The 24,693-nt window shown below is 71.7% G+C and carries 24 protein-coding genes, 2 pseudogenes and 1 riboswitch; of the genes and pseudogenes, 14 read left to right on the forward strand and 12 right to left on the reverse strand.

What is annotated here, in order from left to right; translation table 11 throughout:
• Nucleotides 1-13: 13 nt before the first annotated feature.
• Nucleotides 14-379 carry a winged helix-turn-helix transcriptional regulator gene (locus ABT070_RS08940; RefSeq protein ID WP_351756772.1) on the reverse strand — a complete coding sequence of 122 codons (366 nt, stop codon included), beginning with the start codon at nt 377-379 and terminating at the stop codon, nt 14-16.
• A 103-nt stretch (nt 380-482) separates the two neighbouring features.
• On the opposite strand from ABT070_RS08940, the gene ABT070_RS08945 reads away from it, so the two are divergent.
• Complete coding sequence (locus ABT070_RS08945; protein ID WP_351756775.1) at nt 483-1,328, forward strand: NAD(P)H-binding protein; 846 nt, start codon at nt 483-485, stop codon at nt 1,326-1,328.
• 2 nt (nt 1,329-1,330) lie between these two features.
• On the opposite strand, the gene ABT070_RS08950 is transcribed toward ABT070_RS08945, so the two are convergent.
• Nucleotides 1,331-1,909 (reverse strand): hypothetical protein, encoded by a 579-nt coding sequence (locus ABT070_RS08950; RefSeq protein WP_351756777.1) that lies wholly within the window; start codon nt 1,907-1,909, stop codon nt 1,331-1,333.
• Between the two features lie 123 nt (nt 1,910-2,032).
• Between ABT070_RS08950 and ABT070_RS08955 the strand changes: the two genes are divergently transcribed.
• On the forward strand, nt 2,033-2,890 hold the full coding sequence (locus tag ABT070_RS08955; protein WP_351756780.1) for an AAA family ATPase: 858 nt from the start codon (nt 2,033-2,035) through the stop codon (nt 2,888-2,890).
• Nucleotides 2,887-4,239 carry a vWA domain-containing protein gene (locus ABT070_RS08960; protein ID WP_351756783.1) on the forward strand — a complete coding sequence of 451 codons (1,353 nt, stop codon included), beginning with the start codon at nt 2,887-2,889 and terminating at the stop codon, nt 4,237-4,239. The genes ABT070_RS08955 and ABT070_RS08960 overlap by 4 nt, the downstream gene beginning before the upstream one ends.
• Nucleotides 4,240-4,270: 31 nt before the next feature.
• On the opposite strand, the gene ABT070_RS08965 is transcribed toward ABT070_RS08960, so the two are convergent.
• The 3 genes from ABT070_RS08965 to ABT070_RS08975 all read right to left on the reverse strand — a co-directional run bounded on the left by ABT070_RS08965 (nt 4,271) and on the right by ABT070_RS08975 (nt 6,475).
• Nucleotides 4,271-4,630 carry a cupin domain-containing protein gene (locus tag ABT070_RS08965; RefSeq protein WP_351756786.1) on the reverse strand — a complete coding sequence of 120 codons (360 nt, stop codon included), beginning with the start codon at nt 4,628-4,630 and terminating at the stop codon, nt 4,271-4,273.
• A 154-nt stretch (nt 4,631-4,784) separates the two neighbouring features.
• Nucleotides 4,785-5,759 (reverse strand): threo-3-hydroxy-L-aspartate ammonia-lyase, encoded by a 975-nt coding sequence (locus tag ABT070_RS08970; protein ID WP_351756789.1) that lies wholly within the window; start codon nt 5,757-5,759, stop codon nt 4,785-4,787.
• Nucleotides 5,756-6,475 (reverse strand): helix-turn-helix transcriptional regulator, encoded by a 720-nt coding sequence (locus ABT070_RS08975; RefSeq protein WP_351756792.1) that lies wholly within the window; start codon nt 6,473-6,475, stop codon nt 5,756-5,758. The genes ABT070_RS08970 and ABT070_RS08975 overlap by 4 nt, the downstream gene beginning before the upstream one ends.
• A 174-nt stretch (nt 6,476-6,649) precedes the next feature.
• Here ABT070_RS08975 and ABT070_RS08980 point away from each other — a divergent pair, with 174 nt between their 5' ends.
• The gene (locus ABT070_RS08980; protein ID WP_351756795.1) at nt 6,650-7,468 is read left to right on the forward strand and encodes an SAM-dependent methyltransferase; all 819 of its coding nucleotides are present in this window, start codon (nt 6,650-6,652) and stop codon (nt 7,466-7,468) included.
• Nucleotides 7,469-7,479: 11 nt separating this feature from the next.
• On the opposite strand, the gene ABT070_RS08985 is transcribed toward ABT070_RS08980, so the two are convergent.
• Nucleotides 7,480-8,406, reverse strand: a complete 927-nt coding sequence (locus ABT070_RS08985) for a helix-turn-helix domain-containing protein (RefSeq protein ID WP_351756798.1) — start codon at nt 8,404-8,406, stop codon at nt 7,480-7,482.
• Between the two features lie 95 nt (nt 8,407-8,501).
• Nucleotides 8,502-8,732: a DUF397 domain-containing protein gene (locus tag ABT070_RS08990; RefSeq protein ID WP_307166638.1), complete on the reverse strand. Its 231-nt coding sequence runs from the start codon at nt 8,730-8,732 to the stop codon at nt 8,502-8,504.
• A gap of 129 nt (nt 8,733-8,861) precedes the next feature.
• Here ABT070_RS08990 and ABT070_RS08995 point away from each other — a divergent pair, with 129 nt between their 5' ends.
• The 3 genes from ABT070_RS08995 (at nt 8,862) to ABT070_RS09005 (ending at nt 10,874) form a co-directional block, all read left to right on the forward strand.
• Nucleotides 8,862-9,341: an ATP-binding protein gene (locus ABT070_RS08995; RefSeq protein WP_351756800.1), complete on the forward strand. Its 480-nt coding sequence runs from the start codon at nt 8,862-8,864 to the stop codon at nt 9,339-9,341.
• 1 nt (nt 9,342) lies between these two features.
• Entirely contained in the window at nt 9,343-9,831 is a 489-nt protein-coding gene (locus tag ABT070_RS09000; protein WP_351756803.1) for a hypothetical protein, read from the forward strand.
• Between the two features lie 77 nt (nt 9,832-9,908).
• Nucleotides 9,909-10,874 carry a pirin family protein gene (locus ABT070_RS09005; protein ID WP_351756804.1) on the forward strand — a complete coding sequence of 322 codons (966 nt, stop codon included), beginning with the start codon at nt 9,909-9,911 and terminating at the stop codon, nt 10,872-10,874.
• Nucleotides 10,875-11,091: 217 nt separating this feature from the next.
• Here ABT070_RS09005 and ABT070_RS09010 read toward each other — a convergent pair whose 3' ends face one another.
• The gene (locus ABT070_RS09010) at nt 11,092-11,655 is read right to left on the reverse strand and encodes a hypothetical protein (protein WP_351756807.1); all 564 of its coding nucleotides are present in this window, start codon (nt 11,653-11,655) and stop codon (nt 11,092-11,094) included.
• A 151-nt stretch (nt 11,656-11,806) separates the two neighbouring features.
• On the opposite strand from ABT070_RS09010, the gene ABT070_RS09015 reads away from it, so the two are divergent.
• Together ABT070_RS09015 and ABT070_RS09020 are read left to right on the forward strand one after the other, a co-directional pair.
• Nucleotides 11,807-12,193: a hypothetical protein gene (locus ABT070_RS09015; RefSeq protein WP_351756810.1), complete on the forward strand. Its 387-nt coding sequence runs from the start codon at nt 11,807-11,809 to the stop codon at nt 12,191-12,193.
• Complete coding sequence (locus ABT070_RS09020; protein ID WP_351756813.1) at nt 12,190-13,134, forward strand: hypothetical protein; 945 nt, start codon at nt 12,190-12,192, stop codon at nt 13,132-13,134. Before ABT070_RS09015 ends, ABT070_RS09020 begins: the two co-directional genes overlap by 4 nt.
• Before the next feature lie 9 nt (nt 13,135-13,143).
• Here ABT070_RS09020 and ABT070_RS09025 read toward each other — a convergent pair whose 3' ends face one another.
• The 3 genes from ABT070_RS09025 to ABT070_RS09035 all read right to left on the reverse strand — a co-directional run bounded on the left by ABT070_RS09025 (nt 13,144) and on the right by ABT070_RS09035 (nt 18,024).
• Entirely contained in the window at nt 13,144-16,434 is a 3,291-nt protein-coding gene (locus ABT070_RS09025; RefSeq protein WP_351756815.1) for a CHAT domain-containing tetratricopeptide repeat protein, read from the reverse strand.
• On the reverse strand, nt 16,427-16,942 hold the full coding sequence (locus tag ABT070_RS09030) for a hypothetical protein (RefSeq protein WP_351756818.1): 516 nt from the start codon (nt 16,940-16,942) through the stop codon (nt 16,427-16,429). Before ABT070_RS09030 ends, ABT070_RS09025 begins: the two co-directional genes overlap by 8 nt.
• A 245-nt stretch (nt 16,943-17,187) precedes the next feature.
• Nucleotides 17,188-18,024 (reverse strand): helix-turn-helix domain-containing protein, encoded by an 837-nt coding sequence (locus ABT070_RS09035; RefSeq protein ID WP_351756820.1) that lies wholly within the window; start codon nt 18,022-18,024, stop codon nt 17,188-17,190.
• A 112-nt stretch (nt 18,025-18,136) separates the two neighbouring features.
• Here ABT070_RS09035 and ABT070_RS09040 point away from each other — a divergent pair, with 112 nt between their 5' ends.
• Nucleotides 18,137-18,733 (forward strand): NADPH-dependent FMN reductase, encoded by a 597-nt coding sequence (locus tag ABT070_RS09040; RefSeq protein ID WP_351756821.1) that lies wholly within the window; start codon nt 18,137-18,139, stop codon nt 18,731-18,733.
• Between the two features lie 232 nt (nt 18,734-18,965).
• The gene (locus ABT070_RS09045) at nt 18,966-20,339 is read left to right on the forward strand and encodes a M1 family metallopeptidase (protein WP_351756824.1); all 1,374 of its coding nucleotides are present in this window, start codon (nt 18,966-18,968) and stop codon (nt 20,337-20,339) included.
• Nucleotides 20,340-20,393: 54 nt separating this feature from the next.
• Here ABT070_RS09045 and ABT070_RS09050 read toward each other — a convergent pair whose 3' ends face one another.
• Complete coding sequence (locus tag ABT070_RS09050; RefSeq protein ID WP_451099576.1) at nt 20,394-20,915, reverse strand: ATP-binding protein; 522 nt, start codon at nt 20,913-20,915, stop codon at nt 20,394-20,396.
• A 117-nt stretch (nt 20,916-21,032) separates the two neighbouring features.
• Between ABT070_RS09050 and ABT070_RS09055 the strand changes: the two are divergent.
• The 3 genes and pseudogenes from ABT070_RS09055 to metE all read left to right on the forward strand — a co-directional run bounded on the left by ABT070_RS09055 (nt 21,033) and on the right by metE (nt 24,547).
• Nucleotides 21,033-21,438: pseudogene (locus ABT070_RS09055) on the forward strand (STAS domain-containing protein).
• An 89-nt stretch (nt 21,439-21,527) separates the two neighbouring features.
• A pseudogene (locus tag ABT070_RS09060) lies at nt 21,528-21,707 on the forward strand (3-hydroxyacyl-CoA dehydrogenase family protein); the annotation flags it as partial.
• A gap of 119 nt (nt 21,708-21,826) precedes the next feature.
• A riboswitch (cobalamin riboswitch) is annotated at nt 21,827-22,063 on the forward strand.
• A gap of 165 nt (nt 22,064-22,228) precedes the next feature.
• Nucleotides 22,229-24,547 carry a 5-methyltetrahydropteroyltriglutamate--homocysteine S-methyltransferase gene (gene metE / locus ABT070_RS09065; protein WP_351756827.1) on the forward strand — a complete coding sequence of 773 codons (2,319 nt, stop codon included), beginning with the start codon at nt 22,229-22,231 and terminating at the stop codon, nt 24,545-24,547.
• The last annotated feature ends 146 nt before the right edge of the window (nt 24,548-24,693 follow it).

Genomic DNA, 24,693 nt, shown 5'->3' on the forward strand with positions numbered 1-24,693 from the left:
ACCCTCACCCGGCTCATCCCCGCTGGTCGTAACCCTCCCGGGCCTGTGCCACCTTGGGCAGGTTCCCGGTGGCCCAGTCGGCGAGGTGGGCGAAGAGCGGGGCCAGGCTGAGGCCGAGTTCGCTGATCTCGTACTCGACGCGCGGGGGCACCTCCGGATGGTAGGTGCGCACCACCAGGCCGTCGCGCTCCAGCTGACGCAGACGCTGGGTCAGCACCTTGGGGGTGATGTTCGTGATCGCCCGCTCCAGCTCGCCGAACCGCTGACGGCCGCGGGCGTGCAGCGTCCACAGGATCGGTGTGGTCCAGCGGCTGAAGACGATGTCCACGACGGGGGCGATGGGGCAGGCGAGTTCGGGATCGGTCGGGTCGCCGGTCATGTGTACCCCTCGGGGAAGTCACTTTCCTCTGGGTACCTACTATATCGGCGGTGTTAGCGTCGCTCTGCAACGTCAACAACCCATGCCGAACAAGGAGTTACCCATGATCGTGGTGACGGGGGCGACCGGGAACGTCGGCCGTGAACTGGTCCGTTCCCTGGCGGCCGCGGGCGAGCGGGTGACCGCCACGTCCCGGAACATCTCGCACACCGACGTCCCGGACGGCGTACGGGCGGTGCGCTCGGACCTCACCGACGCGGAGAGCCTGCGGCCGGTGCTCGAAGGGGCCGACGCGCTGTTCCTCCAGAACGGCGGCGCCGCCCTGCGTCTGCTCAGCCCGCGGGACCTTCTCGACGTCGCCAAGTCCGCCGGGGTCCGCCGGGTGGTGCTGCTCTCGTCCCAAGGGGTGGCGACCCGGCCGGAGTCGGAGTCGCACGGCGGCCTCGCGGGGGCGATCGAGGACGCCGTCCGGGAGGCGGGGCCGCAGTGGACGATCCTGCGGCCCGGCGGCTTCCACTCCAACGCCTACGCCTGGGCGGAGCCGGTCCGCGCCCACCGCACCGTCGCGGCCCCCTTCGGCGACGTCGGTCTGCCCACCGTCGACCCGGCCGACATCGCGGAGGTCGCCGCGGTGGCCCTGCGGGAAGCGGGACACCACGGCCTGGTCCACGAGCTGACCGGGCCGGCCCCCACGACGCCCCGCGGCCGGGCGGAGGCCATCGGCAGGGCGATCGGCGAGCCGGTCCGCTTCGTCGAGCAGACGCGGGAGGAGGCACGCGAGCAGATGCTGGCGTTCATGCCGGAGCCGGTCGTCGAGACCACCCTGGCCATCCTCGGTGCCCCGACGCCCGCCGAGCGGCTGGTCAGCCCGGACGTGGAACGCGTCCTGGGCCGCGCGCCGCGCGCCTTCGAGGAGTGGGCACGGCGCAACGCGGCCGCGTTCCGCTGAGCTCAGCAGTAGGTCATCGGGCAGCCGTGGCGCAGCGAGTACTGGGCGGCGCGCAGGTAGAGCGCCGTGTAGAACGCCGTGGCCAGGTCTTCGGCCCAGGGGCCGGGCCGGGCGGCGGCTGCCTTCTCCGCCTCGCCTTCCAGGAACCAGAAGGTCAGCTCGAGGTTGCCGAAGGTCGCCGGGACCAGGTCCGGCGGCAGGCCGAGGGCCCCGGCGAGCCGCTCGGCGAGCGCGAGGACGTGCGGCGCCCCGACGACCAGGGTCTCGTCCGTGTACGGGGAGCCGACGGGCAGCAGGACGCCTTCGTCCAGCGCGAACGGGACCAGCACCGACCAGTCGAGGAGGGTGTGCCGCTCCTCGGGGGTCAGCCACGTCCGGCACAGCTCGTCGAAGCCGTCCATCGGCGGGCTCAGCTTCTCCTCGAACCGGCCCGCGGCGCCCCGTACGGCCCCCCGCGGCTCGTACGGGGGCAGCCCGCGCCGCTCCAACTCCGCGTTCAGCGCGGCCGCGACGTCCCCGTGCCCGTCCTCGCCGGGCTCCGACCAGTCCTGCGTGGCGACGCTCACCAGATACACACCCATGATCGCAACGTACCGCCCACCACCGACAACGCCCCGACCGCTGATGACAACCAGGGTGAACAAGCGCTTAGATAGGTGATCGAACACTCGCCGAGACCGCTCCCGACCCGCCCGGAGGCCCCGTTGTTCACGTCCGTCGACGATGTCCGCGCCCGGCTCGCCGAGAGCGGCTACCTGGCCTCCCCCGCCGTCGCCACGACCGTCTTCCTCGCCGACCGGCTCGGCAAGCCGCTGCTGGTGGAGGGCCCGGCCGGCGTCGGCAAGACGGAACTCGCCAAGGCCGTGGCCCAGGTGGCGGGGGCCCGGCTGGTGCGGCTCCAGTGCTACGAGGGCGTCGACGAGTCCCGGGCGCTGTACGAGTGGAACCACGCCAAGCAGCTCCTGCGCATCAGCGCGGGCCGCGACGAGAGCTGGGACGAGACCCGCACGGACATCTTCAGCGAGGAGTTCCTGCTCCCCCGCCCGCTGCTGACCGCCATCCGCGGCGACGAGCCGACCGTCCTGCTGATCGACGAGACCGACAAGGCCGACGTCGAGGTGGAGGGACTGCTCCTCGAAGTGCTCAGCGACTTCCAGGTCACCGTCCCGGAACTCGGCACCATCACCGCCACGCGCCGCCCGTTCGTGGTCCTCACCTCCAACGCGAGCCGTGAGCTGTCGGAGGCGTTGCGCCGCCGCTGTCTGTTCCTCCACATCGACTTCCCCGAGGAGGAGCTGGAGCGGCGGATCGTCCGGCTGAAGGTGCCCGGCATCGAAGCGGCGCTGGCCGAGTCGGTGGTCCGGGTGATCGGCGCGCTGCGCGCGATGGACCTGCGCAAGGCGCCCTCCGTGGCCGAGACCATCGACTGGGCGCGCACCCTGCTCGCGCTCGGCGCCACCACCCTGGACGACAACGTCGTACGGTCCAGCCTGGGCGTGATCCTCAAGCACCAGGACGACATCCTCAAGGCGGGCGCGAAGCTCGACCTGGACGCCGTGTGAGCGCCGAGGCCGCCGACCGCCTGGTCGGCCTCGTCGCCGCGCTGCGCGCGCACGGCCTGCGCGTCGGCACCGGCGAGACGGTGGACGCCGCCGAGGCGGCGGCGGCACTGGGGTTCGCCGACCGTGGCCTGCTGCGCGAGGGGCTGGCCGCCACGCTGCTGCACTCCCCGGACCAGCGGCGGGTGTTCGACACCGTCTTCGACCTGTACTTCCCGTACGGCGTCGGCGCGCCCGAGGGCGAGCCCGGCGACCGGGACGACCTGCGCGACCGGCTGGCCGCCGCGCTCGCCGAGGGCGACGCGGAGCTGCTGGGCCGGTTGGCGATCGAGGCCGTCGACGGGCTGGGCGGGTACGGGAGTTCCCCGGGCGCGGACGGCTGGTCGTCGTACCAGACGCTGCAACGTCTGCGCCCCCAGACACTGCTGGCACGGGTGCGGGACGACATCCGCGCCCGGGGCGCCGACGCCGGGTTCACCGACCGGCTCCTCGAGGACGAGATCCGGCGACGCATCGAGGCCTTCCGCGCGCTGGTGGCCGGGGAGGCGCGGCGCCGGGTCGCGGAGCGGCGGGGGCGGGACGAGATCGCCCGGCGGGCGGTCGCGCCGACCGCCGACCGGGTCGACTTCCTGTACGCGGGGAAGGACCGGCTGGCCGAACTGCGGCGTACGGTCCAGCCGTTGGCCCGCAAGCTGGCGACCCGGATGGCCGCGCGCCGCCGCCGGGCCTCCCGCGGCACCATCGACCTGCGGCGGACCCTGCGCGGCTCGCTCTCGACGGGCGGGGTCCCGATGCGGCCCGTGCTGCGCCGCCGGCGTCCGGCCCGGCCCGAACTGGTGCTGCTGTGCGATGTGTCGGGGTCGGTGTCCGGCTTCTCCGACTTCACGATGCTGCTGGTGCAGGCGCTGCACGACCAGTTCAGCAAGGTGCGCGTGTTCGCCTTCGTCAACCGGATCGACGAGGTGACCGGCCTGCTCGAACGCGGCGCGGCCGACCCGGAGGGGCTCGGCGCCCGCATCCGGGCCGAGGCGGACCTGACGGGTTACCACGGCAGCAGCGACTACGGCGTCGCCCTGGGCGAGTTCACCGAGCGGTACGGTGCGGCGGTCGGCCCTCGCACCACCGTGTTCGTGCTCGGCGACGCCCGGACGAACATGAGCGACCCCAACCTGGCCGCGCTCCGGCAGATCGCCGAACAGGCCCGTCACGTCCACTGGTTGAACCCGGAGCCCCGCAGCCTGTGGGGCACGGGCGACTCGGCCGCTCCCGAGTACGCCGAGTCGGTCGCGATGCACGAGTGCCGCAACGCTCACCAACTCGGCGTCCTGGTGGGCCGGTTGCTCCCGGTCTAGCGCCGTCCGGCCGGTTCCGCCGTCCTGCTCCTCACTTCGCCTTCGCGTAGTCCTTGGCCATCGCCCCGGCGAAGTCGTACACCACGCACTGTTCGTCGCCCACGACCCAGGCGTCATGGCCGGGTGACACCACGAAGACGTCGCCGGGGCCCAGTTCGCCCTCGCCGCCCTCGTCCATGGTGATGTGCATACGGCCCTGGACCACGTATCCGTTGTGGTGGATCTGGCAGGTCGCGGTGCCCGCCAGCGACGCCAGCGACTCGGACCAGCGCCATCCCGGTTCGAAGGTCGCCACGGCGAAGTCGAGCCCCGTCATATGGACCGCCTCCAGGTGGCCACGGGGGAAATCGCGCCGCTCGTCCGGCTTCTCGAGCGCCTTCACTTCCATCATGACGCTGCCTCCTTCCGGCCGCGCCTCACCACGGCCCGGGGCCGGTCTCCCCGGCGGCCCTGGGCGTCGCCGGTCGGGGGCCGAGCCCCACCCCTCCATCCTCCGCCCGCCTCGCGGGGGCCGCCAATCGGTGGTAGCGGGTCGTACCGGGTCCTCAGGCGCCGCCGCAGAGCTCGGCGAAGCGGCCGGTGTCGATGTTGCCGCCGGAGACGATCACGCCGACCCGCCGGGGCAGGGCACCGGCCCGCCCGGCGAGGAGGGCGGCGAGCGGAGTGGCGCCGCTGGGTTCCACGACGATCTTCAGGCGTTCGAAGGCGAACCGCATGGCCGCGCGGATCTCGTCGTCGTCGACCAGGGCGATGTCGTCCACGAGCCGCCGGTTCACCGAGAAGGTCAGCTCCCCGGGCGTGTGCAGGGCCTGGCCGTCGGCGATGGTGCGCGGCACCGGGATCTCCACCCGCCGGCCCGCCTCCAGCGATCGCTTCGTGTCGTCCCCGGCCTCCGGCTCCACCCCGACGATCCGGGTGCCCGGCCGCAGTCCCTTGACGGCGGTCGCACTGCCGGCGATCAGTCCGCCGCCCCCGACCGGTACCAGCAGGGCGTCCAGCTCGCCCGCCTCCTCGAGGAGTTCGAGCGCGGCGGTGCCCTGTCCCGCCATGACGTGCGGGTGCTCGTAGGGCGGGATCAGCGCCAGGCCCCGGTCGGCGGCCAGCGCCTCGGCGATGGCCACCCGGTCGCCGGTGTAGCGGTCGTAGGTCACGATCTCGGCGCCGTAGCCCTCCGTCGCGGCCCGCTTGGAGCGGGGCGCGTCCTCGGGCATGACGATCACCGCGGTGGTGCCGAGTTCCCGTGCGGCCAGGGCGACGGCCTGGGCGTGGTTGCCGGAGGAGTAAGCGGCGATGCCCCGGGCGAGCTGCTCGGGGGCCAGCCGGGAGGCCGCGTTGTAGGCGCCGCGGAACTTGAACGCCCCGACGCGCTGGAAGTTCTCGCACTTCAGCAGGACCTCGGCGCCGACCAGCGCGTCCAGGGTGCGGGAGCGGAGCACGGGCGTGCGGTGCGCGACGCCCTTGAGCCGGGCGGCCGCGTCGCGCACGTCGTCGAGGGTGATCGGCGGGGGTGTGGTCGTCACGGGTGTGCTCCCTCGGGGTTGCCGTCGGTGCTGTCGGTACGGTCGGTGTCCTCGGCCACGGCCTCGTGGGTGGCTCTGGCCTGGGCGAGGTAGCTGTAGGCGGAGGCGCGGGAGATGCCGAGGCGGGTGGCGACCTGCTCGATCGCGCGGCGCACGGCGAACACACCGCGTTCGTCCAGGCTGCGGAACAGCGTCAGCCGCCGCGACCGGTCGAGGCCGGCCCAGGTCTGGCCCTGACGCCGCAGACGGTCGTCGAGGAGGGCTTCGACGACGGAGTCGATGTCGTCGCCGAACGTGGTCACGGGCGCCGCGGCCCGGCCGCCCGCCGCTCCCGCGAGCGCGGCCAGCAGGCCCTGCACCCGGTCGACCTCGGTGACGTCCACGTTGACGCAGAGCGCGCCGAAGACCGTGCCGGCGGAGTCGCGCAGCACCATCGTGGACGACTTCACCAGCCGCCCGGCGCCGGTGCGGGTGACGTAGTTGAGCTCGTCGACGGCGTCGTCGCCGCGGGCGAGGACCCGCATGCCGATCTCGCTCATCGCCCCGCCGACCGTCCGCCCCGTCACCGATCCGGCGACGGCGACGACGGACTTCTCCGGCCGGCGGTAGTCGTGCAGCACCACCTCGCACACCGGCCCGAACGTGGCCGCGATCCCGTCGACGACGGGGGTGAGCGCACGCAGGATCACGTCTCGCTCGGTCTCCCGGGATTCCATGAGACCGATTAGACCATACGTCCAGGAGCTGGACCAGCAGTCCAAACCGGCTGAGGCGTGCCGACACCTTCAGGGGAACCGCCGATCAAGGGGGTGGTGTCGCCAATTGCCGTTTCCCTAGGATGTGTTGTCGACCGCGCCAGTCCATGGCACGGCGGCGTTCTGGGGGAAGAGATGCAGCCTGGCAAGCAGCTGTCCACGTCGATCGATGCGGCCGTCCCCACAGCCGCCCGCATGTACGACCACTACCTGGGCGGCAAGGACAACTACGCGGCCGACCGCGCGGCCTGCGAGGAGCTCGACAAGGTCGTCCCGAGCACCCGCGCCCTCGCGCTGAACAACCGGCGATTCCTCCAGCGCGTCGTGAGGACCCTGACGCAGGAGTTCGGGATCCGGCAGTTCCTGGACCACGGCTCCGGCCTGCCCACCCAGGACAACGTGCACCAGGTCGCCCAGCGCGTCGACCCGACCGCGCACGTCGTCTACGTCGACAACGACCCCATGGTGCTCGTGCACGGCCGGGCGCTGCTGGAGCAGGACGAGCGGACCACCGTCATCCACGCCGACATGCGGGAGACCGAGGCGATCTTCACGCACGAGGACACGCGGCGGCTGATCGACTTCTCGCAGCCGGTGGCCGTGCTGTTCAACTCGGTCTTCCACTGCATCCCCGACAGCGACACCGACGGACCGCAGGCCGTGGTCCGCAGGGTGACCGAACGGCTCGCACCCGGCAGCTTCCTGGTGATGTGCCAGCTGGTCAGCGAGGACCCCCAGGTCAGGGAGTTCGTCACCGACTTCATGGACAAGGCCACGCAGGGCCACTGGGGCCGGGTGCGCCAGGAGAAGGACGTCGCCGGGTTCTTCGACGGCACGGACATCCTCGACCCCGGGCTGGTGGAGGTCTCCACCTGGCGGCCCGACACCGAAGTCACGCCCCGTCAACTCACCCAGGAGTGGATCGAGTTCGGCGGTGTGGGCCGCCTGGGCTGAGCCGTCTCACCTCACGGAGCGGCGGTCCCGTAGCGCCGCTCCGCCGTCTCCGTCAGCAGCGCCATGGACGCACGCGGGTCGAGGGCCTCGTCCGCGAGCCGGTCCAGCGCGACCCGGTACTCCTCCGTCTCGTCCCGGTCCTCCAGGAAGGTCGCGCTCCTGATCTGCTCCAGATAGACGACGTCGGGCAGATCGACGCCGCCGAACCGCAGATAGGTGACCGGTATGGCCGGCGCGGAGGCGTGCGTGACGTCCAACGGCACGACCTGGACCGTGACGTGGGGCAGCCGGGCCAGCTCCACGAGCCGGGTGAGCTGCTCGCGCATCACCTCCCGGCCGCCCAGCACCCGCAGCAGCACCGACTCGTCGAGGACCGCCCACAGCCGCGGGGCGTCCGGTCGCCGCAGCAGTTCGGTGCGCCGCGTCCGCAGCTCCACCCGGCGCTCGACCTCCCGGGACGTGGCCGAGGGCAACCCGCGTTCGACGACGGCACGGGCGTACGCGGGGGTCTGCAACAGGCCCGGCACGTACTGGATCTCGAAGGTACGGATCGCGGTCGCCGCCTCCTGGAGCCCGACCAGCCGGTCGAACCACTCGGGCATGAGCCGCTTGTCGTAGCGCTGCCACCAGCCCGGCTCGCCGGCCTGGCGCAGCAGCCGGAGCAGTACGGAGGCCTCGTGGTCGTCGGTCTCGTACAGCGACAGGAGCGCGCGGACGTCCGCCTCGACGGGCGGCTTACGGCCCTTGCCCGCCTCGATGCGCGACAGCTTCGCAGGGCTGAACCCGACGGACCGCGCGGCCTGGTCCTGGGAGAAGCCGGCGTCCCCCCGGATCCCCGCAAGCTGCACGCCGACCAGCATTTTCAGCAAGGTCGGGGCGGGCTCGGCCCGGTTCAGATACGGTTCGAGGCGGGACACTCGAGGCGACTCGACAGACATCCTGACTCCCCGTGGACCGGCAGACGACAGACCGCAGTATCGCATCCGAAGCCCTCCGGCCGCACGCGGCAGGGGAATTGAGCCTCCGTGCAGCCTCAGACCAGGTGGTCGAACTCCCCGCCCTTCGCCCCGGCCACGAACGCGGCCACCTCGGCCGGCGTGTACACCAGCGCCGGGCCGTCGGGATCGCGGGAGTTGCGCAGCGCGACGCCTCCCCCGTCCAGGGCCGCGACCTCGACACAGTTGCCCTCGGCGTTGCTGTGACTGCTCTTGATCCAGCGGACGCCCAGCGAGCTCGCCCGCACTCCGTTCGACACTGACGACATTGAACTCTCCTCGCTCGTACGCGCAATTTCTCGTGAAATTGCACGAGGACCTCGTCAGCGTGGATAATAGCCATGCCGTCAACCGCACTTGCAATCCCCCGTCCTGACGCCGCCTCAGGGAGATGCCCCGTGTCATCACCTGCGCAGATCCGGAGCCACGAGCCCGTCCTTGTCCGCGACTCCCCCAGAACCGCCGCCCTGTACCTCACGGGCAGCCGCGAGGGATTCGCCCGGGCACGGGAGTTCACCCAGCGCACCCTGGACTGCTGGTCCCTGGAGCACTGCACCGACGACGCGGTCACCGTCGTCACGGAGCTGGCCGCCAACGCCGTCCTGCACGCGCTCCCGCACACCTCGACGGACGAGTTCCACGTACGGCTGCGGCTCACCCTGCGCCGCGCGCACCTGGTGTGCGCGGTCACCGACCCGAGCGACAGCCTGCCCGTCCCCTCGCGCACCACGGACGCGCTCCTGGAACACGGCCGCGGACTGGACATCATCGAGGCCCTCTCCGAACACTGGGGCTGGACCCGGCGCTCCCCCGTGGGCAAGACCGTCTGGGCGATGCTGCCGACCCGCTCCCGTCCCGACCCGATATCCGATACCTGACATGACTGCCACGAAGAGACCCGCATCGCTCAAGGACCTGGGACACGTGCCGTGGCCCGAGATCAAGGACTCCACCGGCTCCGCGGCGGGCATCCCCTTCCTGCTCACCACGCTCGCCCGCGGCGACGCCGACAGCGCCGACTCCGCACTGGGCCAACTGCGCCGCCGGATCTGCCAGTTCGGTTTCGTCGTCGATGAGGCGACGGCGGCCACGGTGCCCTTCCTCTGGGAGCTCGTCCGGCTCCCCCAGGTCACCTGCCGCGCGGAGATCCTGCGCCTGCTGAAGAGCATCGCCGACACCCGGCAGTGGGAGACCACCGCCGTCGCGTATCCCAAGCTGCTGCACCATCCCGACAACTACGTGGCCTGGGAACGCGCGGCCCGGCACGCCGTCCACGCCCAGCGCGACGTCCTGCGTCAGCTGCTCGCCGAGCGGGACACCGAGATAGTGCGGGCCACCACGGAACTGGCCGCGGCGCTGGCCGACTGAACCCGCTGCCGAAGGGCACGCCGAACCCGGCGCCGCTCCTTCTGCGCACCGCCGCACCCGACCGCTAGGTTGACCGCATGAGCAACCTTGACCGTGCGCCCGTACCGAGTGTGTGCGGCGGCCGTGGATTCGTCGTCGCCGAACCCGTCCGCGAACTGCTGAGCCCCCGGCATGTGAAGCTCGGCGGGTCGACCGAGGTGCGCCGGCTGCTGCCGAACCTCGGCCGGCGCATGATCGGCGCCTGGGCATTCGTCGACCACTACGGCCCCGACGACATCGCCGACGAGCCCGGCATGCAGGTCCCGCCGCACCCGCACATGGGCCTGCAGACCGTGAGCTGGCTGCACGAGGGCGAGGTGCTGCACCGTGACTCGACGGGCAGCCTCCAGACCATCCGGCCCAGGGAACTCGGACTGATGACCTCGGGCCGGGCGATCAGCCACTCCGAGGAGAGCCCGCGGTCGCACGCCCGGTATCTGCACGGCGCCCAGCTCTGGGTCGCGCTGCCGGACGCCCACCGGCACACCGAACCCCGCTTCGAACACCACGCCGACCTGCCCACGGTCACCGCCACCGGCCTCACCGCCACCGTGCTCCTCGGCGCCCTCGACGGCTCCGCCTCCCCCGGCACGACGTACACCCCCCTCGTCGGCGCGGACCTGGCGCTCGCCCGGGGTGCCGACGTCCGGCTGCCGCTGCTCCCCGACTTCGAGTACGGCGTGCTGTCGATGTCCGGCGAGGCGCACGTGGACGGGGTGCCCCTGCTCCCGGGCTCGATGCTCTACCTCGGCTGCGGCCGCACCGAACTGCCCCTGCGGGCCGAGTCCGACGCGGGCCTGATGCTCCTCGGCGGCGAGCCGTTCGAGGAGGAACTCGTCATGTGGTGGAACTTCGTCGGCCGGTCCCAGGAAGAGATCGCCCAGGCCCGCGAGGACTGGACGCGGGGCGCCCGCTTCGGCGAGGTGAAGGGCTACGACGGACCTCCGCTGCACGCACCGGAACTGCCGCCGACACCGCTGAAACCGCGCGGAAGGGTGCGCTGACCCGGAGAAAGCCGGGCTGCCCGATCCTCGACGAGGAGGCCGGCCGGGCCTGGACTCCGTCGCCATGCCGGTCGGTGACACCACCGACGAGATCGTGACCGCCGTACAGGTCTGCGCGCCCACCAGGCGCCCGCCGGCCGATCCCGTGGTCCGCCCTCCGCCGGGTCCGGGCCTGCCCGCTCGAGCCCACCGCGCACTGCGGGCGGTGCGCGTCAGGTCAGTCGCGGTGCCAGATGCCGAAGGGCAGTGTGCTTCCGTATGCCAGAAGCCTGCTGTCGGGACTCGTGAGGTCTGTGTAGGTCTCGTCGACGAACTGCCGCAAGCCGGGGCGGATCGTCGTACGGAAGGCCCAGAGAAAGTCGATCACGTGGTCCGGCCGGTGTTCGAGGAACTCGTAGTCGTCCAGTGGGCCACAGAATCGCTGTTTGAAGACCTCTCCGGTGCGAGGCTCCTCGATCTGGGCCATCCAGAGGTTGCCTTGGAAGATCAGCATGGCGTCGATGTACTCGATCAGGGCCAGGATGTTCTGCCCGTTCACCGGCTTCCCGTTGCGGGCGAGCACGGAATGGTAGAAGTACGGGAAGAAATGCGGGATGTCCCGCTTCTTTGTCGGATCACGGTCCCCCTCGGCCCAGTACGACGTCACCTGCGCGGAGGGCGCTGTTCCGCCCCCGAGCCTGGCCTGGGGCGGGGACGAGGGCGGAGGCGGATTCGTTGTGGGCCGGCCGTAGAGCTTCACATACAGATCGGTGCCGGTGTCTCCGGGTTTGCGGGAAGCCATGAACTCGGTCGCTCCTCACAGGCGCACAGGTGGATGAGGGAGAGTATGAAGGCGATTGCATGGTTCTGAACCGGACTTGGTGAGTTCTCTCTCTCGGCGCCGCCGCTGCGTGCCACACTCGGGACCCGCTCGCTCAGTGGTGGGGGGACACATGAAGGAGATCGACGGGCTGCGGGGACTGGCTCGGGAACTGCTGCCGTCGTTGCCGCGACTCGTGGGTGAGGACGCCCCGCGTATCGATCACGAGATCCGGCAGGCGCTGGACGCGCCGGGGGACGAGACGCTGCGCCGCGTGCTCGCCTCCGATGCCCGCCTGGTGGCGTGGATACGTGAGAGGCCGGGCGGAGAGGGCGAGCACCTGTCCCCACCCCTCAGATATCAGATGCTGCCAGGCCGCGTACGGGCCACTGCGGCCACCGTGTTCACTTGCCGGACGTCCGGTTGCGCGGCGCCCGAGACCTTCCTCCGCAGGAACCTCGGACAGCAGGTTCCCTACTGCGCGTCCTGCAACCGCCTCCTCAGCCGGGCTCCCTCGTGACGGCTTTCTGGAACGCCGCGGCCGGCAAGCTCGTCGAGCGCTGGCTCGCCACGGGCTTCGCCGCCTCGGTCTACTGGCTGGCGCTGTCCGTCCTGTGGATGCTCGGCACCAGCCGTCCCCGGGAGGAGGCCGCCCGCCGACTCCGTGACTTCGCCAGGCTGGACACCGGGGAGCAGGTGGCACTGCTCCTGATCGGCCTGGTGGTGCTGGCCGGTTCCAGCCTGCTCATGCAGCAGCTGACTCTGCCCGCCCTGCAGCTGCTGGAAGGGTACTGGCCCCGATGGGCGGAGCCGATGAGCCGCAGGCTGCGGAGGCGTCATGTGCGCCGCGCCGCCGTGTACGAAACGGAGGCGGATCCGCTGTTGCGGCGCCGGCTGGGGCTTTCCGCAGCCGAGGGCGGAGGTCCGCCGCTGGACCGCGACGAACTGGTACGGCTCGGCCGGCTGGAAGAGAAGCTGCGCTGGATACCCCCGGCCGGGCGCACACTGGCCACGCGCGTGGGGAATGTTCTGCGCGCCGCGGAGACGGAACCCCTCGACAAGTACGGCCTGGACGCGATGGTCCTGTGGCCCCACCTGTGGGCGGTCCTGCCGGACGGGCTGCGCCAGGACCTCGCGGCGGCCAGACGACGTGTGGACGGTGCGACGGCGGCGGGGCTGTGGGGCCTCCTCCTGCTGCCGGCCGTGGTCCGCACGCCGTGGGCGCTGCTCACGCTCCCGTTCGTGTACGTGATGTGGTGCGGCGTGCTGCCCGGCGTGTGCCGGGAGTTCGGCGTGCTGGTGAAGGCGGCGTTCGACCTCCACCGTTGGGATGTGTACCGGGCGCTTCGCCACCCGCTTCCGCCGGGTGCCGCAGCGGAGGTCGCTGCGGGCAAACGCCTGACGGCGGCGGTGCTCGGGGGTTCCGACGACCCGGCACTGGTGTACGTGCCCGATTCCTGACGAACCCTCTCACGGGCCGTAGTGCATGAACGGGGCCCACACGTGCGGTTCCGGATGCGTCCGGCGCACTTCCCGCACGACCTCGTGCAACGCGACCGCAGGTTCGACGCCTGCCGCGGGAGCGGCCGCGACGCGACGGTGGAACGCGGTCGCGACCTCGGCCGCCACCTGGTCGTACACGGTCCACTGGGCGGCAACGACATGGCGGAACCCCGAGCCCAGGAGCATCCCGGCCACATGAACCTGGTCGTCGGCGAGCGTGAGCTGACCGGTGGCGGTACTGCACGCGGACAGGAACGCCAGTTCCGCGCGTGCGAGGTTCAGGGCACGCAACGTGTCCGCACCGATCCCCCCGTGCAGCGCGTGATCGTGGGGAACAAGGTGCGCGCTCCGGGCGACCTGGACGTTCTGGGAGCCGTGCCCGGCGAAATGCAGCCAGGAATGCCGTGACAGTTCCGCGAGGATGCGGCCCTTCGTGGCCCTCGGCCCTGTCAGATCGGTGCACCCCGGGTAGAGCTGACGGAGAGCATTCAACTCCCTTGTGACCTGCGGGAGTTCGGGCTCGCCTGGGGTCTGCGGAGCGACCACGAGCGGGTCGCCGGGCGGTGGCGCGGAGATGCCCGACCCCCTGCGCGCCGCGTGGCGCAGGGCGCGGAGCGTGGGTGTGTAGGACGAGATGACGCGGTCCGCCGCACACTCCCCGCCCCTGTCGCCGTACAACGAGGTGTACTCCCCGGCGGCGTGCAGCGGGACGAAGGACAGCATGCCGGTCGGGCACCACCAGATCCGCGGCAGCCCGCGAGGGTGGTTGTGGCGCACCTCGTCCAGAACGGGGCGGACCGTGGTGTTCCACAGCCACCGCAGCGCGCCGTTCACCGCGACCTGCGTGCCCTTGTAGCGCTCCGCGGGCGGGCACAGGGGATCGGCTCCCCGCTGAACGCCCCAGAGGAACGTGCCGGCCTGCCGGTTGACGGCGTCGTGCGTCACCTCGGGCAGCGGCACCATGGTGACCCGCCCGTCGCGGACCAGCAGGGCATCGCACCGGTAGCGGCTCACGTTGATCATCGCGACGGTCCGTCCGGCGGTGTCCAGTCCCGCGTCGGGCAGCTGTGCGGTGGGCATGAGAAGTCCCCGTCCGCGCTCCAACAAGGTGACGGCGTCCACCGGGTCACCGGCGGCCAGCGCGGCGGCGGCGGCTTGCGAAGCGAGGCCGAAGAACGAGGCGACCCCGTGTTCACGTACGGCGCTTTCCCGGTTCGCGAGTTGGGCTGCCAGCAGGTCGATCGCGTCGGCGAAGGCGTCGCGGGCAGGCCGCCACTGTCCCGCGTCGGCGTACAGCCGGCCGAGCGTCACGGCGGCGGAGACCCGGCTCGCTCCGGTCGTCCCCGCGCCGGCCATGATGTGGGCCCGCAGCAGGTTGACAGCCTCGTGCGTGGGAGCTCCTGCCCGCAGGGCGACGCAGCGGGCGAGCATCGCGGTGACCGTGACATGGTGACGCTGCCCGCGCGGTGCGGCACGCACCGCGGCGCGCAGCAGGATTTCCGCCTCACCGAGCAGATCGGAGTTCTCCTCGATCTCGGACAGATCGACCAACGCCGCTCCCAGATTGAACGTCGCCAGCTGGACCGGGCTGATTCCGGGATCTCCCGTACGCAGAACCTCCCGGTACATGTCCGCCGCGCGGCGGATGGCCGCTGGGTCGTCCTTGCTGCGACGGCGTGCCACAACAGCGGCGTTGACGAGCGCCGTCAACCGATCGGGGCCGGGCTGAAAGGCGTCGACGGCCAGCCCTGCCACCTGCTCGGCCTCGTCGAACGCGTCGCCTCGCGCCCCCACGTCCGCCAGTACCTCCGCCCGCAACATCAATGCGTGGCCGAGGTGCAGCAATGCCAGAGCACGGGACCGGCTGCCGGGCGGGCACAACTCCTCGGCACACTGGAACTGTTCCACGGCCGTGTCCAATTCGCGCGGGTCTCCGTGCACCTCGTAGCACCGGATCAGAATGCGGGCGAGGGTGTCGAGCATGGGCGGGTTGGCCGTGTCCCCGGACTGGAGCACCTGCACGGACTCCAGAGCGTTCTGCCGGGCCACGCGCAGCAAATCCTCGTCCCCGGTGAGGACATGACGCTCGAACTGCGCGTCTGCGAGGTCACTGAGGTACACGGCGCGCAGGGCGTGGCCGTGCGGCAGCGACCCCGCTGCGAGGGTGAGCGCCTGTTCCGCGCGCGCGAGGGCGCCGGAGTCGCCGGTGCGCCGGCCCAGCAGGAACAGCAATCGGCCGTGCCGCCCGTGCGCGAGGTGACGCTCGCCGTCCTCAGGCAGATCGGCCACCACCGCCTCCGCCGACGCCAGGGCTTCCCTGAGCACGGAGAGGTCCTCACTGACCACGTACTGGTCGCCCAGGACGCGGGCGGCCGTCGCGTGGACGTACGGTGCCGCGGGACTGTCCGGACGCACGCGCCGAAGGGCCTCCCGGCACAGCTCCGTGGCCTCGTTCATCAATCTCGCGGAGGGATCGACGCGGGACCGGGTGCACAGGATGTCCGCCTGCTGAGCAACCAGCCGGGGGTAGTGGCCGTGAGCGGGGCTGATGCTGTGCAACGCCCGCTCGGACGCCTCGGCGGCCTCACGCAGCTTGCCCGTGTCGCCGGTCGCCTCGAAGTGGTCGAGGAGGGTGACACAGAGGTTGTGGGCCGGCAGATGGGCGAGGACGTCGCGCGGCGGCACGGCGTCGACGGCGGTGCGCAGGCAGTCCGCGGCCCGGTCCAGGCGCCAGACCTCATCCGGGTGGTACGGAAAACGGCGGCGCAGGATCCTGCCGAGGAGGTCGAGGAGGGAATGCTGCCTGCCGTGCTTCGCTGCGCTCTCGCCGAAGGCGTACAGAACGTCGATCCACTGATCGAGCGCGACCGGATCCGTCGTCGTCGCGGGGTCCTCCAGAGCGTTCTCCGCGTCGGTCAGCAGCTGCTGCAGTCGTCCGGTGGGGGCGTCCCCGGGCCCGGAGGCGGCCCGCAGCAACGCCCCCACATGCGCCGGCAGCTCGTCGGGCGCTACGTTCGCGATCTTGGAGAACAGCTCGAACGCCAGTCGGGCGTCGGGGCCGCCGAGGTCGTCCGAGGCCGCTGCGCGGTATTGATAGAGCCAGGCGACCGCGGCCACCGACTCGGGGGTGGGCCGCTCCACCGCACGCGCCGCGTCCTGCTCCGCCTCCGGCGCGAGAACGGCTGCGGCGTCTCCGGCCCGGAATCCGTCCAGTCGTGTCCGCACGGCGTCGAGAGCGGCGACGTGCACGTCAGTCATTTCTCTCCCACATCCCGAACGGCAGCTCGTCGCCGTAGCGCCAGAGTCTGCTGCCGGGCGCGGTGAGATCCTGTTCCAGGCGGGGGATCCAGTCACGCAGCGCCTCGTGCGTCCCGGGATTCCAGGCCCACAGGAAGTCGATCATGTCGTCGGGGACCCTCTCGAGCGCCTGCCCCTCGGGCCCACCGCCACGGAAACGCCTGCTGAAGCGCGCCTCGGCCTCCGCGTCGCCGAACTGGTTGAACCAGCCGTAGGCGTTGGCGCTGATCATCTGGGAGACATACTCGGCCAACGCCAGCAGGTTGTGCGGAGTGGCATCTTTGGCGACCGCGAAGAGGACACCGTGGAGGAAGTCCGGGAAGAGCGGCGGAATGTCGCGTGGTTCGTGCCGGGTTCCGGTCCCGGTCGGGCGCCGTGCGTCCGAGGCGTCGTTCTCGCGGGACGCGCGGACCGCCACGAACCCGAACCCCACGATGCCGAGCACCACGAGCAAAGCGAAGAATGCCATGCCATATCCCCCTTCAGGCAGACTCGTTCGCTCACTATGACGGACGCCGGTTCACAGGTGAGGGATCCGGTTGAGAACTCCTTTCCGATTGACTTCAGGCGCGTCCGGTGCACGGACGAGCATCCTTCGCATCGGCCCTGTCGGCGCCCACAGGTCTGCCAACCCACCGAGTGGGTCACGACCACGCACCGGGGGGGACGGGGGCACAGGGTTGCGATGCGCTCGTGGTCCTCTGGCGGAGTCCGTTACGAGATGGCCCGGAGCCGGCCGTGGGGTCGTTGGCGGAGTTGCTCGACGGCCTGGGCCGTTTCGTCGTCCGCGGGGAGGAAGACGACGAGTTGCTGGGCGTCCGAGGGGAGTTCGAGCGTCTCGCGGCGCAGCCGGAGTTCGCATCCGGAGGGGTGGTCGAGTCGGAGGACGCCACGGCGTGGAACCACGTGGCGGTTCCGGCGGCGGGTGAAGTCGGCTCCGGCGAGGGTCGCGAGTTGCGCCGTGAGCCACTCCGAGTTCTCGGCGGACGGTCCGAGCCACAGGTCGAAGGCCTGTTCGTCGGCGATGTCGTCCCAGTCGGCGAAGAACGTGCGGGCGCGGGCGTCGGTGAAGACGTAGCGGGTGAGGTTCGGGGCATCGGTGTCGAGCAGCCCCGATGCGCCGGTCACCGACTCGAACGCGCCGGTGTGGGCGAGGACGTCGCCCAGCCGGTTGGTGACCATGGCGATGCCCGGTTCGAGGAGGCGGAGCGTCTCCCGCACCGACGGTCGCACCTGCCGGTCCGGTGGCACGGGCCGAGGGTGGGCGGAGCATTCGCCGCCGGTGATCTTCGCGAGGTAGCGCAGGTGGTCGCGTTCCGATGCGTCGAGGCTGAGGGCGTCGGCGAGCGCGTGGACCACCGCCACCGAGGGGCGGCGGTCACGGCCCTGCTCGATGCGGGTCAGGTATTCGACGCTGATGCCGGCCCGCGCGGCGAGATCCAGGCGTCGCAGCCCCGGTGACCGGCGGCGGCCGCGATCGGGCAGCCCCAGTGACTGCGGCTGGATGCTGTCGCGCTTGGCCCGGACGAAATCCCCCAACGGCGTGCCCATGCGAAGAGGATAGGCCGCCGCCCGCCGCCCGCGCAGGGCTCAGTGTGGCCCTGCGGGGGCCAGCCTGAGCACGGTCTGGCTGCGGCCGCGGTGCGGCCCGATCGTGGTGGGCATGGACAACGACAAGCACAAGCTGGTGATCATCGTCGGGAGCGTCCGGGAGGGACGGTTCGGCCCGGTCGTGACCTCGTGGGTCGCCGAACAGGCGCGGCTGCACGCCGGTTTCGCCGTGGACGTCGTCGATCTGGCCGAGATCGACATCCCGCTCACCCTGCCCGCGGCGTCGCCGAAGTTCGCCGGCGACGACTACCCCCGGCCGGCCGGGATGACGAGGCTGACGTCGGCGCTGGAGAGCGCCGACGCGTTCATCGTGGTCACCCCGGAGTACAACCACAGCTACCCCGCCTCGTTGAAGGCGGCCATCGACTGGCACTTCACCCAGTGGACGGCCAAGCCCGTCGCCTTCGTCAGCTACGGCGGCGCGGCAGGCGGCCGGCATGCGGTGCTGCACCTGGAGAACGTGCTGACCGAGTTGCACGCGGTGACCATCCGCGACGGCCTGGCCTTCCCGAACTACTACACCGCGTGGCAGGACGGCCGTCCGCTCGACCCCCAGATCCCCGGGTACGCCAAGACCCTGTTCGATCAACTGGCGTGGTGGGCCGACGCGTTGCGCACGGCGCGCGAGACCGCCCCCTACCCCGCGTGACGCCGGGCGGGGCGATGAGGGACGAGGCGATGACGGACGAGTCCACCGGAGGTTGACCCAGCCTCTCCTCACCACCGGCCCCGGCCCCGGCCCCGGCCCCGTCACCGTCACCGTCACCAACGGCAGGTCCGCCCAAGCAGGTCCGTTCGAGCAGGTCCGCCCAAGTCGGTTGCTTGGTCGGCGTGTTGTGGCAGTATCGGCTGGCATGTCGCCGTCAGCCGTATGGTCGCTCATGCCCGGTCGTCGTCTGTTCGTCGTGCTGCTCGTCCTGCTCGTGGCAGTCGGCGCCGGCGCCGGTGCCGGTGAGGCCGGCGCGGCGGCCGGACCGGGCGGGTCCAGGGCCGCGGCCACGCCCGACCGCGCCCGCTACGACGTGGCTCTGCGCTCCGACGCCGACGGCAGCCACTGGACCGGGCGGCAGCGGGTGTCGTTCCGCAACGCGTCCGATCGGCCGCTGCGTGAGGTGTACCTACGGCTGTGGGGCAACGGCGAGGACAAGTGCGGCACACCCGGTGCGCCCTCGCCTGTCATCGTGTCGGGCGTGGAAGGTGGCACACCCGGGCGTCTCACCGTGGACTGCACGGCCCTGCGCATCGCCCTGCCGAAGCCGCTCGCGCGCGGCGGGCGGACGTCCGTCGCCTTCCATGTCTCCATCGCCGTGCCCGACCGCAATGCACGCTTCGGCCGCGAGGGCGCCTACCGCTTCCTCGGCAACGCGCTGCCGGTGCTCGCCGTGCTCGACGCGAGGGGCTGGCACCTCGACCCGTACGTGGCGCTCGGTGAGAGCTTCTACGCCCTGACGAGCGACTTCCGAGTCCGTCTCGACCACCCGTCGGCCCTGAAGGTGCCCGCGACCGGTCGCACCCGAGCGCTCCCCGGCGGCCCCGGCCGTACGGTCACCCTCGGCGTCGCGGACCGGGTGCGGGACTTCGCGTGGGCCGCGGGCCCGTTCCGCACGGCGACGCAGACCACGCCCGGGGGCGTGCGCGTGAACTCGTACTGGGCCCCCGACACCCCTGCCGCGGGCGTGCGCCTCAACCGTACGGACGCCGTCGCCGCGATCGACCGGTTCGGCCGGGAGTTCGGCCGCTATCCGTACGGCGAGATCGACCTCGTGATGACCCCGCGGTTCGGCGGGGGCATGGAGTACCCCGGCCTCGTCCTCCTCGGCACCACCGAGGAAGGCGGCGCCGTCGTCCACGAGGTGGCGCACCAGTGGTGGTACGGCGTGGTCGGCAACGACGAGTACACCTCACCGTGGCTGGACGAGAGTTTCGCCCAGTACGCCAACGCCCGCTTCTACGGCTGGGAGACCCGCGACTGCTGGTCGGACGTCTATTGGCCCGACGACAGCACCGCGCTGACCGCCTCGATGGCCTACTGGTCGCAGCACCGCGGCGAGTACCACCTCGTCTACACGGCCGGCCCCTGCGCCCTGGCCGACCTGGAACGCACCCTCGGCGCCGACTCCATGGCACGGCTGCTCGAGCGGTACGCCCAGGACCACTGGTACGGCGTCTCCAGCACCGCCGACTTCAAGAAGGCCGCCCAGTCCATGACGGACGAGGACCTCGGCCCCTTCTGGGAGACCCACCGCATCCGGTGACGACGCCGAGGGCTCTGCGCTGTGTCAGGCGGCGCTGTGTCAGGTGGCGCGGTGTCAGGTGGCGCTGTCGCTGAGTGCGTCAGCGAGGGCGATGCGTGCCGTGATGCGTTTGCCGACCGGTTCCTGCTCGATGAAGAGGTCCTCGGTGACGGCCTTGACGATCTCCAGTCCGTGCTGGCCGATTCTGCCCGGATCGCCGGCCCGAGCCACCGGAACGGTCGGATCGCTGTCCCATACGACGACCTCCACCGCGTGGGCGGTGAGGCGCAGTTCCATCAGGACGGGCCCGGGGGCGTACTTGCGGGCGTTGGTGACCAGTTCGCTGACCACGAGCTGGGTGAGGTCCCTCGCGCGGGCTGGCACGGGCAGGCGATGGTGGGCATGGGCCCGGTCGAGGAAGGCGATGGCGTGATGGCGGGCGTCCGCGATGCAGCCGTCGTCCGCGCCCAGGGCGAAGCCCGCGCGCACCAGATGCCCGTTCGGCCCGTTACGGCCGTCACCGCCGGACTGGGATTCCTCCACGTTTCTCGCCCTCACTCCCCCGTTCACGTGCGCCGGTACCCGCGATCGCGCCATGCATGCCACGGGGGTGCCGTTCGGCACAGCCGCGGGGTGCATGCCGCCGCGGTGGTGGGGCAGAATCTTCGGCGCACGCCCGGACCCGGGGCCGGCCCGAACACAGTCGAGGAGACGGTGAGCGACATCGAGAACGCGGACCGGCGAGGCAGCCTGTCCGTCGCGCATCGCGTGGTCGACGGCGTGCGAGTCCTGACCGTGCGGGGCGAGATCGACCACGACGTCAAGGACGTCCTCAGCGAAGCCCTGCTGTGCGAGGACGGCGCGGTGCCTCCCCTGCGGGTCGTGGCGGACCTCGCCGGCGTCACCTTCATGGACTCCAAGCGGCATCAACGTCTTCCTCGCCGCGCACCGGCAGGTGAGCGGCGCGCACGGCGGCTGGCTGCGCATCGCCGCCGCGCAGGAGCCCGTCCTGCACGTCCTGCGGCTGGTCGGCGTCGACGTCCTCCTCGCCTGTCACCCCACCACCGAGCAGGCCCTGAACCCCGAACCGGCATCACGTCACACGGCTGATCCGGCCTGAGGGCGGTACAGCGTCGGCTCACTCGACACGAAGTACCGGGTACGGCACGAACGTGGTGCTGTTCTGGTCGATCCGCAACGGCCGGCCGAGGGGCGTCGCGGCACGCGGACCTGATCGGCCCGGACACCGTCGCCGCCATCGCCGAGTCCCTGTACGACGAGTTCAGGGAACCGCTCTACGCACCACCCCCACTGCTGCGACGGATGGTGGAAGCGGGGCGGCTGGGCCGCAAGAGCGGCCGGGGATTCCACGTGTACGGCCAAGGCTGAGCGTCCTGGCGCGAGCGGGGCGTTTCCCGCTCCCGGCGTATTCCAAGCATGCCGAACGCGTGTTCCACCTCACCACCCGAATGCCGGGCGGGATCCGCCGCGCCGCAGAGCCGCCCCGTAGGCTGGCGGGCGCAGCTGGTTCGCCCCGTCCGCCAGGCGGGATGCGTCGCAAGAGGGAACCCGGTGGGAATCCGGGACTGCCCCGCAGCGGTGAACGGGAACGACCGCCGTCATACGCACTGGACCCACGAACAGGGTCTGGGAAGCGACGGTCAGTAGGTGTCCCGTCTCGTACGAACTCCGTACGACGAGACGTGCCCGTGAGTCCGAAGACCTGCCCGTTGCCCACGCACGAACCACTCGTGCGCGGAGATCCCGGTGACCTCGTGGGCGGGTCGGCGTACATATCAGGCGGACGACCGCGCTGTGCCGCGCGAGGTCGGATCCGTCCGGTCCGTCACCCCTTCGCGCTCGCGTCCCGTCCCGGGATTCCAGGGAGATATCTCGCGAAGGAGATTTCCGTGACAGCGAAGTCCGCAGCCGCGGCGGCACGGGCCACCGTGTACGGCTACCCCCGTCAGGGCCCGAACCGGGAACTGAAGAAGGCCATCGAGGGCTACTGGAAGGGCCGCGTCGGCGCCGACGCCCTCCGCACCACCGCCGCCGAACTGCGCGCCGCCAACTGGCGGCAGCTCGCCGACGCCGGCATCGACGAGGTCCCGACCGGCGACTTCTCGTACTACGACCACGTCCTGGACACCACCGTCATGGTCGGCGCGATCCCCGGACGCCACCGCGACGCCGTCGCCGCCGACCCGCTGAACGGCTACTTCGCCATGGCACGCGGCACCCAGGACGTCGCACCGCTCGAGATGACGAAGTGGTTCGACACCAACTACCACTATCTGGTGCCCGAGTTGGGCCCGGACACGGTCTTCACGGCCGATCCGGCCAAGCAGGTCGCCGAGCTCCGGGAAGCCCTCGCCCTCGGGCTGGACGCCCGCCCGGTGCTGGTCGGCCCGGTCACCTACCTGCTGCTCGCCAAGCCCGCCCCGGGCGTGCCCGCGGACTTCGAGCCGCTCACCCTGCTCGACCGCCTGCTGCCGGTGTACGCCGAGGTCCTCGCCGACCTGCGCGCGGCCGGCGCCGGGTGGGTACAGCTGGACGAGCCCGCCCTCGTCCAGGACCGCACCCCGGCCGAACTGGACGCCGCCGCCCGCGCCTACCGTGCACTCGGGGCGCTCACCGACCGGCCCCGGCTCCTGGTCGCCTCCTACTTCGACCGGCTCGGCGACGCCCTGCCGGTCCTGGCCAAGGCTCCCGTCGACGGACTCGCCCTGGACTTCACCGACGCCGCGGCCGCCAACCTCGACGCCCTCGCCGCCGTGGGCGGTCTGCCGGGCAAGCGGCTGATCGCCGGCGTCGTCAACGGCCGCAACGTGTGGATCAACGATCTGGAGAAGTCCCTCGCCACCCTCGGCACCCTGCTCGGGCTGGCCGACCGGGTCGACGTGGCCGCCTCCTGCTCCCTGCTCCACGTGCCCCTCGACACGGCCCTGGAGCAGGACATCGCGCCGCAGACCCGGCGCTGGCTGGCCTTCGCCCGCCAGAAGACCGCCGAGATCGTCGCCCTCGCCGAGGGCCTGTCCCTCGGCACCGACGCGATCACGGGCGAACTGGCCGCGAACCGGGCCGATCTCGCCGCCCGGACCGTATCCCCCCTCACCCACGACCCGGCCGTCCGCGCCCGCGCCGCCGCGGTCGGGGACACCGACGCCCGCCGCTCCCAGCCGTACGCCGAGCGGGCCGCGGCCCAGCGCGCCCACCTCGGCCTGCCCCTGCTGCCGACCACCACCATCGGCTCCTTCCCGCAGACCGGCGAACTGCGCACCGCCCGCGCCGACCTGCGGGCCGGCCGCATCGACACCGGCGGCTACGAGGAGCGCATCAAGGCCGAGATCCAGGAGGTCGTCTCCTTCCAGGAGAAGGCCGGCCTGGACGTCCTCGTGCACGGCGAGGCCGAACGCAACGACATGGTCCAGTACTTCGCCGAACAGCTCACCGGATACCTGGCCACGGAGCACGGCTGGGTGCAGTCCTACGGCACCCGCTACGTCCGCCCGCCGATCCTGGCCGGTGACATCTCCCGCCCCGAACCGATGACCGTGCGCTGGACGACGTACGCCCAGTCCCTCACCGACCGCCCGGTCAAGGGCATGCTCACCGGTCCCGTCACCATGCTCGCCTGGTCCTTCGTCCGCGACGACCAGCCCCTCGGCGACACCGGCCGCCAGGTCGCCCTCGCCCTGCGCGACGAGGTCGACGACCTCGAGGCGGCCGGTACCTCGGTGATCCAGGTGGACGAACCGGCGCTGCGCGAGACCCTGCCGCTGCGGGCCGCCGACCGCCCGGCCTATCTGGCATGGGCCACCGAGGCGTTCCGGCTCAGCACCGGCGGGGTGCGGCCGGACACGCAGATCCACACCCACATGTGCTACGCCGAGTTCGGGGACGTCGTCCAGGCCATCGACGACCTCGACGCCGACGTCATCAGCCTCGAAGCCGCCCGTTCGCACATGCAGGTGGCCCGCGAACTCGCCTCGCACGGCTACCCGCGCGAGGCCGGACCGGGCGTCTACGACATCCACTCGCCCCGCGTCCCGAGCGCCGAGGAGGCCGCCGAACTGCTCCGTACCGGTCTCCGGGCCATTCCGGCCGAGCGCCTCTGGGTCAACCCCGACTGCGGCCTGAAGACCCGCGGTTGGCCCGAGACCCGCGCCTCGCTGGAGAACCTGGTCGCCGCCGCCCGTACGGTCCGCGAGGAACTCTCCGCGTCCTGACGTCAGTCCGGGCAGACACAGGAGGAAGCACGGGGAGCCCCGGCCGCCGGGAGGCCGGCCGGGGCTCGCCGTCGGAGAGGAGCTGAGGAGGGGCGCGCACGGGCTGTCCGGAGCCTCGCAGGGTAGGCGGGACGGAAGTGGTTTTG

The sequence above is a fragment of the Streptomyces sp. NPDC002884 genome, from assembly GCF_040295245.1.
GTDB lineage: Bacteria > Actinomycetota > Actinomycetes > Streptomycetales > Streptomycetaceae > Streptomyces.